10 protein-coding genes are annotated in these 12,672 nt (G+C 36.2%); all 10 read right to left on the bottom strand.

Going from position 1 to position 12,672, the window contains the following annotated elements:
• Nucleotides 1-125: 125 nt before the first annotated feature.
• On the bottom strand, nucleotides 126-1,226 hold the full coding sequence (locus IC221_RS17890) for an alkene reductase (RefSeq protein ID WP_223241421.1): 1,101 nt from the start codon (nucleotides 1,224-1,226) through the stop codon (nucleotides 126-128).
• 167 nt (nucleotides 1,227-1,393) lie between these two features.
• Nucleotides 1,394-2,137 (bottom strand): SDR family NAD(P)-dependent oxidoreductase, encoded by a 744-nt coding sequence (locus IC221_RS17885; protein ID WP_188170283.1) that lies wholly within the window; start codon nucleotides 2,135-2,137, stop codon nucleotides 1,394-1,396.
• Nucleotides 2,138-2,299: 162 nt separating this feature from the next.
• Nucleotides 2,300-3,211 carry a helix-turn-helix domain-containing protein gene (locus tag IC221_RS17880; protein ID WP_188170282.1) on the bottom strand — a complete coding sequence of 304 codons (912 nt, stop codon included), beginning with the start codon at nucleotides 3,209-3,211 and terminating at the stop codon, nucleotides 2,300-2,302.
• Nucleotides 3,212-3,362: 151 nt separating this feature from the next.
• Nucleotides 3,363-3,959, bottom strand: a complete 597-nt coding sequence (locus IC221_RS17875) for a hypothetical protein (protein ID WP_188170281.1) — start codon at nucleotides 3,957-3,959, stop codon at nucleotides 3,363-3,365.
• A 47-nt stretch (nucleotides 3,960-4,006) separates the two neighbouring features.
• Complete coding sequence (locus tag IC221_RS17870; protein ID WP_188170280.1) at nucleotides 4,007-4,552, bottom strand: hypothetical protein; 546 nt, start codon at nucleotides 4,550-4,552, stop codon at nucleotides 4,007-4,009.
• A 116-nt stretch (nucleotides 4,553-4,668) separates the two neighbouring features.
• Nucleotides 4,669-5,679, bottom strand: coding sequence for an adenylate/guanylate cyclase domain-containing protein (locus IC221_RS17865; protein ID WP_188170279.1), 1,011 nt, complete (start codon nucleotides 5,677-5,679; stop codon nucleotides 4,669-4,671).
• A gap of 300 nt (nucleotides 5,680-5,979) precedes the next feature.
• Complete coding sequence (locus tag IC221_RS17860; protein WP_188170278.1) at nucleotides 5,980-9,171, bottom strand: efflux RND transporter permease subunit; 3,192 nt, start codon at nucleotides 9,169-9,171, stop codon at nucleotides 5,980-5,982.
• 18 nt (nucleotides 9,172-9,189) lie between these two features.
• Entirely contained in the window at nucleotides 9,190-10,266 is a 1,077-nt protein-coding gene (locus IC221_RS17855; RefSeq protein WP_188170277.1) for an efflux RND transporter periplasmic adaptor subunit, read from the bottom strand.
• A 12-nt stretch (nucleotides 10,267-10,278) separates the two neighbouring features.
• Nucleotides 10,279-11,592 (bottom strand): TolC family protein, encoded by a 1,314-nt coding sequence (locus IC221_RS17850; protein WP_188170276.1) that lies wholly within the window; start codon nucleotides 11,590-11,592, stop codon nucleotides 10,279-10,281.
• 283 nt (nucleotides 11,593-11,875) lie between these two features.
• Complete coding sequence (locus IC221_RS17845) at nucleotides 11,876-12,559, bottom strand: 2'-5' RNA ligase family protein (RefSeq protein ID WP_188170275.1); 684 nt, start codon at nucleotides 12,557-12,559, stop codon at nucleotides 11,876-11,878.
• Between the last annotated feature and the right edge of the window lie 113 nt (nucleotides 12,560-12,672).

Below are 12,672 nucleotides of genomic sequence, written 5' to 3'. Positions count from 1 at the left end.
CTTTTCACAAAGGTTCTTTCAAAGTAGTAGAAAAATAGCAACTGGATATTTATTCAGATAAAAAAAATAGACCTCTTTTAAGAGGATATTAAAAGAGGTCTATTATACAATATGTAATTTATTGATTACTTCTGATACACAGGATAATCCGTGTAACCTTCAGCTCCTCCACCATAAAATGAACTAGAGTTTTCAGCCGAAACTTCTGTTAGAGGATAGTTATTTTTAAAGCGCTCTACTAGGTCAGGATTAACAATATAAGGTCTTCCAAAAGCGACCATATCCGCCCAACCTTTTTCGATCATTTGGTTAGCATCTTCTTTGTTGTAATTACCACAAAGAATGATAGGGTTAGAATAAATCTCTCGAATTTTGTCTCTGTAGGAATCCGGTACTTTTACAAAGTTTGCCACATTTTCAGAAAAGTGTAAGTAAGCAAGATCCAATGGTTGTAATTTATCCATAAGTAACAGTGCCGTTTCGGGCATATCTACATCGTAACTGTCTCCCTCACCTAAGAATGGTGATATTCTAAGCCCCACTTTATCTGCACCTATTGCATTGACTAGAAGTTCTACTGTTTCCATAGTAAAACGGATTCTATTTTCAACGCTTCCGCCATAATTGTCATTTCTATGGTTGGTGTCTTTTCTTAAAAATTGATCAAAAAGGTATCCATGTGCACCATGTATTTCTACTCCATCAAAACCAGCTTCTATGGCATTTTGAGAGGCGATGAGAAAATCATTTTTGGTTCGTTCGATATCTTCCAAAGTCATTGCTTTAGGCATATCCGTTTCCACCATACCAAAAGTACCATCTCCTAATGAGGCGTAAACTTTATCTGGAATCTTTGTAGCTGAAGGAGCTAAAGGCGTCACTCCGTTTGTGGTGCTTTTTGTTGCTCTTCGACCTACATGCCATAACTGAATGAAGATCTTACCTCCTTTTTCATGAACCGCTGCAGTTACTTTTTTCCAAGCTTCTATTTGTGCTTGTGTATAAATACCCGGGGTCATTGCATAGCCTCTTGCTTCTTCTGAAACGGGCACACCTTCAGTAATTATCAATCCAGCGCTTGCTCTTTGTGAATAATATAAAGGTGCTAAATCAGTAACCACTTCACCTTCTTTTGATCTAGCTCTTGTCATTGGAGCCATTGCAATTCTGTTTGTGGTCTTAAAACCGTTGTATTCAAACGGTGAGAATATCATATCTGTTTTCATTATTTTTTCTGAGTTGATGTTTAGTTGAATAATTGATTTGTTAGATTAAGAGCACAATTGAAACATCTCATTTAGTAAAAAAATATATTTCATACCTGCTCTAAAAAGAAGTCATTCATGTGTAACTAAAATATCAGATTGATGTTTTATGTTGGCTGACTCCAGCACTACATGGCAATACTCATCCCTCCTTCTACAGGAAGAATCACACCTGTAATTGAACTTGCCGCTTTTGAAGCAAGGAATCGTAATATTGCTGCAATTTCTTCTGGTTCTGCTATTCTTTTCAATGGAACAGCATTTACGATTTCAGCCATTGCTTCTTTTGTATTTGTACTCATCATGGGTGTTCTAACTGGCCCTGGAGCAATTGCATTTACTCTCACATTATACTTTGCATAATCTACTGCTAACTGACGAGTCAAAGCATTTAGTCCTCCTTTTGACATACTATAGGCCGCATGATTCGGAACGCCAATGATGCCCGTTGCAGATGAAGTATTTACAATCGCCGCACGTTCTTTTTGTTTTAATTGAGGGAGTAAATGTTTCGCCGACAACCAACTTCCTTTTAGGTTGACATCCATCAGTTTATCCCAAAGTTCTACGCTTAGTGTTTCTGCATTATCCTCCAACATACTATATCCAGCAATATTGATCAGTACATCAGCCCCTCCTTTTTCCTCTGCTAATTTGGCAACACTCTCCCAAGTAGCCTCTTTACTAACATCTCCTTCTATATAATCAAAACTGCCTAATTCATGCTTCACCTCCTCTGCTGTCTTTTCAGAACTTGCCAAATCAACGCCAATAACTTTTGCTCCTTCACTTATAAATAGCTTTACTGTCGAGGCTCCAATACCTGATGCTGAACCACTCAATACGATTACTTTATTTTCGAACTCTTTCATCTTTGGATAATTTTATTTTGCAACATAAAACACAGATGATCAGAAAGTATCAATGATTATTTACTATCGATTTAATTTGTGTTTCTATGTTACAAAGGTAGTTTGATGAAAATAGTTCAAATCTTTGATTTCAAAGCAGGAATGTCAGATTTCAAAGTATCGTTATTTTTTCCGGTAAGCTATTGGTGTCAAGCCTGTATTTTTCTTAAAAAATGCTCCGAAATGACTTGGGGAATCGAAGTAAAGACTGTAGGCAATTTCTTTTGCACTGCTACTGGTTTGAGATAATGCGGCCTTGGCTAACTTCAAGATATGATTGTGGATATAATTTAAAGCAGTTTGACCAGTAATAGATTTTACTACTGCATTCAGGTGATTGGGATGGATATTTAAGATTTCTGCATAGTAGGCAGGAGAATGTAAGTTAGCCTTTTCGTCCACTTCAGCATCAGGATAAAAACTACTTTCAACCAAAGTTTCAAATCGCGATAAATGGGCTAAATCTGCTTTTTGTATACTGTTATTGATTTTGTCTTTGTCTTTGCTCTTGTTGAAAACTCTCTTGACCTGATTTAAAAGAAGCAACACATATATTTCAATAAAACTGATTTTATCTTCCCTTTCATTTGTATACTCCTCTTTTATTTTCTCGTAAATATTTAAAATATCAGGTAGTTCATCTTTATCTATTTCAAAAGGAACTGCCTGATCTATTTTTAAGAAAGGGTAATCATCCAGCAACTTCTCAAAGCGGTAAGAAGAAGCCAAAAAGTCTTGTGAGAATAGGACATAGTATCCTTCCCAATCAGGTGAATGATCCCAAGAAATGATTTGAAAAGGTGAATTAAAAAAAATAGAAATACCTTCAGGCAGTTCTGTACTATGCCCTAAATGAGTTTGCCCTTTCCCTTCTATTCTCAATCCTATAAAATAAAATTCATGTCTGAAAGGGAGCATTTTTGTTTTCACCTTTCCCATATTTTCTTCAAAACTTTTTATATCAAAATGCGGGTGATCAGGTTCCGAAAGACCTATGGATTTATAATATTCTGATATGGTTTTGAAGTGTTTCATATTACTCAAGCAATTTCATTTAGAAATAAGGTAAACTGAATGAAAGGATTTCGATTGAATTACACGAGAAATGACCTTAGAAAAAAGGTTAATTTAATTGATCTGTCTATTCTAACCAATATGATTGTTTTGATATTGATAAGTACACATATCAATCAAAAAATTGACGGTTTTTATAATGTTTGGTCTTATAATATTTAGGTCGAGTATCTAATCTAATATGAAGCCAAAGTACACCTAAGCCTGCTGTATTTAGCCAAATTTGTTTTCCAGTTTCCAATTCATAAAACATTTGATTTCCAATCTCACAAAACAATGCTCTGATTTGAGATGAATCACCTTGATCCATAAAAATACCTATGTGTTTGTAAATCTCCTTATCACTTTCCTCGACGACGGGAACTATCAATTTAGCATTTTTACCTAGATTATAAAAAACAGCCACTTTTTCATCAGTATTAAAGTGTTCTTGAAATGCCAAATCGTTGATGGTTTTATTATCGTAACTTCTTGTTTTTCGAATTACGAGTTCGTAATCCCTATCAAGGTTATTTTGTAATAAAGGAGGGTGCTCCCAGAAGAAGGCTTTTCCTATTATTTTTAGCAGTTCCTCTGAATAAAAGTCTACAAATAAACGGTCTGTCTTCCAAAGGTTAAAAACTTCTTTAAAAGACAGTTTCTTTTCTCCATACTGAATTTTTAGCCTTGCAGCATGTTCGTTTTTACCAAGAATAATGAATGAAAACATGAAAATAATGGGGATTGATCATTTTAAACTTGATACGAATGCCAATATCAAACCAAAAAATAAATACCAAGACCTAACAGTAACAAAGGGAAAAGAAATACAACTTCACTAACGAATATCCAAAAAATAAATTGAGCCCATTGAGCCAACCCCATGGTCGTTTTTTTATCCTTTTTGATTAAACTTTTCAGCTCATCAAATTCCATTTTCATAAAATCTTCTTTGCTGATTTTCAAATCAATAACCCCTTTATCGTTTAATCCCTTTTTAAAGCCTTCCAATACCGATTTTGGATGCATCCATAATACATATCCCATTGCCCAGAGGCTAAGCATACCTAATAGAAAATACTTCCACATTCCTGTTGCGATTTCCCATCCACATATATACCCTTCTCCTTCCCAAGATGTATCGCAATCATTTAATAGGTGTTGGATGTCATGGATATGCAATGCCTCTTTTCTGAATTGAGGATTAGGCATTGTCAGAATTAAACCGAAGATATTAATGTCAAATGTTTTATCATTAATTCCTCCATCATCTGGAATTCCATTTGCTCTGTAGAACTCTACTAATAGTTGGTTTAAGGTCATTTTTAGTCAGTTTCGGTGTTTTCTATAGAGTTAAAATAAATCATTCTACCCCTTTTTTGATGGTGCGAAAATAAATAGATAAAATGAGTAATACTAAATTATATTACACAATTGAATTAATTGATAGTATATAGCCCCAACTTTTCCTTAATTCCTCTAATCTTCTTTGTACCAAGAAATTCAATTTTATATTCCATATTCTGAATACTTTCTAAAACCGTTTCTGAAAAAATCATTTCAATTCCCAATGCTTTATTAAACTCTTGAATTCTGGAGGTGATATTGATTGCTTCACCATGAAAACTTACTTCCTTTTTGTACTTTCCAATGGTCGTTGAAATTACTTTTCCCTTATGCAAAGAGAACCTAAACTGGGGTGAAATTCCATATTGATTTAAGAAATCATTTTTACTTTGTTCCAATGCATTTCTACAGGCTAGTGCTCCATTAATGTAGCAGTTTTTATGCTTTGGACTTGCTTTCCAAGTGATCACCACTTCATCACCTACATATTGGAAAATATCTCCAAAATAATCGTAGACCACGGCAAACTTTTCAAAGCTCTCTTTTAAAAATTGACTGTATTTTTCCGGTCCTAATTGTTCCGCTATTTTGGTGGAATCAACCAGATCTGCGAAAAGAAATACTCTTTCCTCCATTTTTGGTTTGAGGTATTTGTCATGAAAAAGCTTTTTGAGATGAAAAGGACCTATCATATTATCAACTTCCAAGAGATACAATTCATATATTTTTAAAGGAATGATGTAAGTAAATAGTGGTATAGGCTGTACTTCATTTTGTTGGATTAAATCGACGATCATAATCAATAAAACGCTTAATCCTACCTCTAAAATATAAAGTAATACGATTAACGAAGTAGGTGTAATCTTATCTTTCAAAATCGACTTTAAGCTGGATCTAAACGTAAGATTAGCAAAAGAAATCACAAACGATATGGATAACACTTCCCCTACTGTTCTTATCAATTGAGAAAATGAAAGTATTTCGTGAAAGAAATAATCTTTAAGATATAAGGCATGGGAAAATGCAAGAAACCATAGTATAAAACCATAGAAAAAGTGGTAAACCTGTTCTCTTGTCTTGAATAAAAGTTTATCTGTTTTCATACTAAATGCATTGTAATACCAAATTATTATCAACCATCAAGAGACATTTTTAATGCATCAATAGGTAAAGTTCTTCGCTCTTCCACTTCAAGAGCAAGTGAAAATAAGTTCACTAATGTTTTTAGATAGAGAAAGAAGGAGAAAAACTCCCCTCCCTTCACCTTTTCACTTTACTTCTATTTTACTTTCAATTTACTTGGATAAAAATGACTCGGTGTTTCGTGTGCGATATTCAATCTTTGAAATTCCGACAAGAAATAAATCAGAACCACATCACTCTTACCTCTTCATTCTTACCTCTTACTTGTGTAACAAATGCTTTTTCTTCTCTGTCATATAGAACACCAACGGAACAATCAATAAGGTCAATGCTGTAGAAGCAATCGTTCCACCCATCAATGAGATGGCTAAACCTTGGAAGATGGGATCAAATAAGATCACAAATGCTCCGATTACCACCGTTCCTGCAGTTAATAGGATTGGCATAGTTCTCACCGCACCTGCCTCAATTACTGATTCTTTGAGTGAAGTCCCTTCTTCCAATTTTATATTGATAAAATCGATCAGCAAGACGGAATTCCTCACCATGATCCCTGCCAATGCGATGGCTCCGATCATACTTGTTGCAGTGAAAAAGGCTCCCATCATCCAGTGTCCTACCAATATTCCGACCATGGCTAAAGGTATCGCCACCATCATGACCAATGGTGTTTTAAAGTCTTGAAACCAACCTACAATCAGCATATAAATGACTACTAAAACGACTGCGAATGCCGCTCCTAAATCTCTGAACACTTCGTAAGTGACCTGCCACTCACCGTCCCACTTAAGGATATAATTATCTTCCAAGAATGGTACGGCTGTGAAGTTTTGTTCCAAGTTTTTACCATTTGGAGTTAGAATGTTATCCAACTGATCTCCAATTCCTAAAATGGCATAGACCGGAGATTCCATTTTACCTGCCACGTCTGCTACGATATAAGTCACACGCTTCTGGTTTTTACGGTAAATACTTTTCGGTTTTGTCGTTTCCTTGATCGTAACCAAATCTCCGATTGAAACCATTTGACCGTGCATTGATTTTAATGAGATCTTTTTAAGATCGTCAATTGATGTTCTATTTGTTTCTTTTAGAATCAATTTAATGCCGACTTCATTGTAGTCATTTGGAGCATTTAGCTTCGATACCTCATAACCTCTCAAGGCTGTATTCATGGTATAAACCACTTGTTGAGTTGGAATCCCTGCCAATGCTGCTTTCTCTTTATCTACCTCAAAAGTGTATTCAACTTGATCACTTTCCAAGTATGAATCGACATCTACAATATCGGCTGATTCATTAAAAACAGCCTCTACTTCTTGTGCTACTTGCTCTTGTCCTTTTAATTCAGGGCCATAGATTTCAGCCACCAAAGTCGAAAGTACCGGAGGTCCTGGAGGAACTTCTACTACTTTAATATTTGCTCCTAATTGCTCCGCCAAAGCTTGTAATCCTGGTCTGAAACTTTTCGCTAGATCATGACTTTGTAAAGAACGGTCTTCTTTGCTGGTCAAATTCACTTGAATATCCGCCATATTTGGACCTCTTCTTAAGTCGTAATGTCTTACTAATCCATTGAAAGTATTGGGAGAAGAAGTACCTACATACATTTGGTAAGCACTCACTTGATCCTGTTTTCTAATGTACGCCGCTAATTCTTTAGTGACTTGATAGGTTTCTTCCAAAGGAGTCCCCTCAGGCATATCGATCACAATCTGGAATTCATTTTTATTGTCGAATGGAAGCATTTTCACTACTACCATATCAAAGTAGAACATGAACATCGACCCTAATAAAAAGACTGTGATACTGATGATAAATGACCATCTCAATACTGGTTTTTCCACCAATGGACGCATCATCTTGTTGTACCATTTGTAGATGACTGTGTCTTCTACTTTAAACTCAACTTCTCCATCTCCATGACTTTCCCCTTTTAATAATCTGTAAGCGATAAATGGAGTAATCACCAAAGCGACGATCAAGGAGAAGAACATTGCGAAAGCTGCTCCAATAGGCATCGGACTCATATAAGGTCCCATCATACCAGATACTGCAATCATTGGTAATACAGATGCAATCACTGTAAATGTTGCCAAGATGGTAGGGTTACCTACTTCACTGATCGACGCTAGTGCCGCTTGAAGGAAAGGTAGCTTTCTCATCTTGAAGTGACGGTGCATGTTTTCGGCAATGATAATACTGTCATCCACCACAATACCCGTTACAAATACTAAAGCGAAAAGTGTGATTCTATTTAGCGTATAACCTAACAAGTAATACGAGAACAACGTCAGTGCAAAAGTGACTGGTACAGAAAGGAATACGACCAAGCCACCTCTCCAACCCATAGAAAGGGCTACGACAAATGTTACAGCGATGATAGATCCGATCAAGTGCATCATTAATTCATTTACTTTATGTGAAGCACTTTCACCGTAGTTTCTAGTAACTTCTACCTTCACTTCAGAAGGAATCAAGGTTGGCTTTAAATCATCCGTTTTTTGTAAAACCAAATCCGCCAATTTCATGGCATCAGCTCCTTTTCTTTTAGCAATTGAAAGCGTTACTGCCGCTTCATCACCTTGCATTTTTTCACCGCTAGACACACCATAGCCGTATCTTACATACTGGATAGCTTCTTGAGGTCCGTCTTCAACCTTTGCCACTTGTTTTAAGTAAACAGGAGCACCATTATTAGCACCAATGACCAAGTTGTTTAGATCATCTGCAGTTTTGAAAAACTCACCTGTAGTTACTGAAATATTTTCGTTTTGCTGATTAAAAGTTCCCGAAGAAAACTCTTGATTGGCCGCTTGAATCTGCTGTGCAATGCTCAATGGGTCCACTTGGAAAGACTTCATTTTCTCTCTATCCAACTCCACTCTCATCTCTCTGCTTCTACCACCGATCACTTTCACTTGAGCAATATCATTGATCTTTGCGATCTCATTCCCCAATTCCTCACCCAATCTTCGAAGCATAAAGTCATCGTATTTGTCGCTGTGCAATGTCAAAGTCAATGCTGGTACATCGTCAATTGCTCTAACTTTGATGATGGGTTGCATGACACCTTTCGGCATCTGATCCATGTGTTTATCAAGTTCTGCATACAGTTTTACGATACTTCTCTCAATATCTTCTCCCACAAAAAACTGTACAATCACCATCGCCTGTTCATTCATTGAAGTCGAATACACATATTCAACGCCTTTGATATTGGAAGCGATTTTCTCCAATGGCTTTGCTACTCTGGATTCTACTTCCTCAGGTGTAGCACCAGGATATCCAATAAAAATATCCGCAATCGGCACATCAATCTGTGGCTCTTCTTCTCTTGGTGTAAGGTAACTTCCATAAATCCCCAATCCCAAAAATACGATCATCAATAGAGGCGTCAATTTGGAATTGATAAACACCTCTGCGATTTTTCCTGCTATTCCTTTTTGCATGATTATTCTATTTTGAGATTAGAATTTTACCGCTTTTCCATCATGAAGTTGATCCATCAACGTGACGATTACTTTATCACCACTTTGAACTCCCGATAGCACTTCCACTTTATCGTCGTAAGTATTTCCCAGTCTCACCCAAGTCAAAGAAGCTTCTCCTTGAAGGTTGACCAAATACACTCCTGTCAACTGTCCTTTGTATAAAATAGCCGATTGAGGCACTAATATCTTATCTGTTTGACCATTGGCTGTAGCGACTTTGGCATACATACCATTTGTGATTCCTTCTGTGGGTTGAATGTCAAATTCTACCTGAAACTGCCCTCCGTTGTATTTTCCTGAAGGCACTACTCTCTTCACCTTTCCTTGAATCTTTTTTTGAACTGCCCCTACATAAAGCTGTACTTCTTCACCTACTTCAAATAAGTCAATATCTGACTCTGGAATACTCGCTAATGCCTTGAATTGATCGTTAGAAGCAAACTCAACTACAGGCATTCCTGGAGAAGTCATATCTCCTTGTGTCATGTATTTTCGAGTAATTACCCCATTAAAAGGTGCTTTGATAACCGTGTAAGATAGATTCGCATTCACTTCTTCCTCCGCTTTTTTAGCTGACTCCAACCCTGCTTTTGCAGAAAGGTAATGTGTCGTGATATCATCCAATTCTTTATCTGTTGCACTTCCTAAGTCATGCAACTTTGTGATTCTGTTGTAATCCTTTTCGGCATTTTTCAACCCTACTTCAGCCATTTCCACTTGAGCGTGTACTCTTGCTTTGGCTGACTGAATACCAGCACTTTCTATTCTCGCAATCACCCCTCCTTTCTTCACAACATCTCCCGCTTCATAGTTAAACTGATAAATTCTCCCCATCAATTTTGTACTAAGCTGAGTGATGCTTGTGCTTTTAATTTCTGCCGAATAAGAAGAAGCATTGTCGACTCCTTCAGTAGAAACGGTTGCTACTTTCACTTGAACAGGAGTGCTCAATTCACCTGCTGACTGTTGTTTTGCCTCTGTTCCACATGATGTCAAATACACTGCAGAAAGGATTACTAAGGCACTTTTATATATGTAATTTTGGAATTTCATTGTTTCAAATTGTTATTCTTGAAGTAATAAGTCTAGGTGGAATACAGCCATATTGTATTCGAAAACAGCATTTAAATACGCCAACTCTTTTTCAGATTTTGTAGTCTCTGCCGAAAGCAAATCCACGGTCTTTTCAAGTCCTACTTTGTATCTGTCCGAAAGGATCTTAAAGCTTGTCAAAGCCTCTTCTTTAGCGATCTCAGTCATATTGATTTTTGTCTTGGCTGACACTACATTTCGCTGTGCTTTTTTCAGATCGATATCTGCTTTTGTTTTCTCTTTTTCAAAATTCATGGTCGCTTTCTCCCACTCCAATTTTGATTTCTGTGAAGCCGCCATCTGTTGACCTCCATCAAAAACGGTCCAACTTAATGAGACACCCACCAAGTAGCTCTGAGCGGAAGTACCAAATAAGTTTTGATCATTGAAATCATACTGACCGAAGGCATTAATACGTGGAGCAAACTTTGATTTGTTCATCTTCCACATGTTTTTCTGCGCCTCTACCGCAAATGACAAACCCATTAAATCAGCTCTCGAAAGTGGTACATTTTCCTGCTCCACTTTTGCAGTTTCAACGGTCGTCAAAGCGATTTGATCTTGAATTTGGATTTTTGTCCCAGGATCTAATCTTAGTAAAAAGACAAGGTAATCGTTAACCGAAGCCTCCGCATTTTGAGCCTCATTGAACTTCGTCTGTAAATCCAATTTTCTGACTTTTACCTGAAGTACATCAGACTCCTTCGCATATCCGTTTTCTTTGTTGTTTTCAACTACTTTAAGCGCTTCATCCACTGTCTTGATCGCTTCAGACAACACCTCTGTTTGATCATATGCCAAGCTCAACATATAGTAATGTTGTTTTACTTCGAAAAGCACAAACTCCTTCACTCTTTTGGCTTCTTGAGTTTTTGCATTGTAGACTTGTTTTGTGGCTTTTCTACCGTACAATCCATCCAAATTAAAAATTGGTTGTTGAATTGCACCCCTTGTATTCCAGTTTGAAATCGCATCCGGATTGTTCAATCGGTTAGGGTCAAAATCTGCCACCGTCACTCTTTCCTGTTGTAATAAAATACCGAATGAATTCAACGGATTATTCGTGTTCACTCCCGTTTCAGAAAGGGTGATATTTGGGAGGAAAACATTATTCGTTTTCTTATAATCTTGTAATGCGGCTTTCACTTCCGCTTCTTTGATTTCAACATCTCTGTTTTGCGTTGCCGCCAACTGCAATGCTTCCTCCAAGGTCAGCATTTTGGTCTGGGCAGTAACGTTCAGCCCTAGCAATAGTGCCACTATTGTAGGTAATATTCTCAATTTCATTTTACTGAAAGTTATTTCATGGTGATAATTTTGTAATACGGTCTGAGTAGACCATTCTTATTTGAAGAGTATTTTATTTCAGAAGTAAATGCATTCGTTACTTCCTGCCGTTAGATCGCAAAACATAATTTCGTTGTATTATTTTGTGTTTGAAGTAAATTAATAATACAAATGTAAAGGGTGGAATTAAGGTAGTCTGTGATAATAGTTACATAACATATTTATATATGGTAATTTTTTCATATATAATAAAAAAAGATACATTAATATGAATTTAGAAGTTTTAAACCAAAGGAAATTGATACAACGTTTTCACTTTATCTACTCTCTGATACCAATCATTATAAACAAGATCTAAAGTACCCACTCGCATTGTTCCAAAATTGATATCACGAAAATCTTTCAAGACATCTAAAAATTTCTGCTTTTGTTCTAAGTTTTCTTTTAACCTTACCACCGTAGAATGAGCAGTACGTAAGGCATATCTAACATCCATTGACTGTTCCAATTGAGTTGATTTAAAAACACTCCTCAACCGGTTGCGGATTAAATTCAAATTATTATTCTCCATGAATCCTTGAACTAAAACACAAGAAGGAGATGCAGTTATCCCTTTAAAAGAGATGTCAAAACTTTCTGAATTATTCAAGCTTTTCATCACTGCCTCGATATAATCATCGATTGATATTTGATCCAGACGGAATCCGTCGTAACATGAAATAATAGACATTACAGTGACATGTATATCACTATTAGGGTAGTAATATTGGTTTGGTTCTACAGATTTGAGCTTTGAAAGAAAATTTTGAATTCGCTCTTTTATTGATTCATCAGGTCTTAGAATTAGAGATATTCCAAACCTCCTATCATCATTAGAATCAATAAGTTTATCTAACTCATAATTATCTGATTGTATTTTAGCTACAGAATCATGGTACAGTTTGTTATAGTATTCAATGTTTATCATATGTTCACTTCATTTTGGTAGTTATTAAATTCACTTTAATTGGCAATAGAACAGTATTTATTAAACAAAAAATATAAGATTTAGTGCTTAATAATGATCTAATACAAATTACT

This window comes from Flammeovirga sp. EKP202 (assembly GCF_014534745.1).
Lineage (GTDB): Bacteria > Bacteroidota > Bacteroidia > Cytophagales > Flammeovirgaceae > Flammeovirga.
Note: the sequence above shows the minus strand (reverse complement) of the source record. Positions and strands in the feature narration are given on the sequence as shown.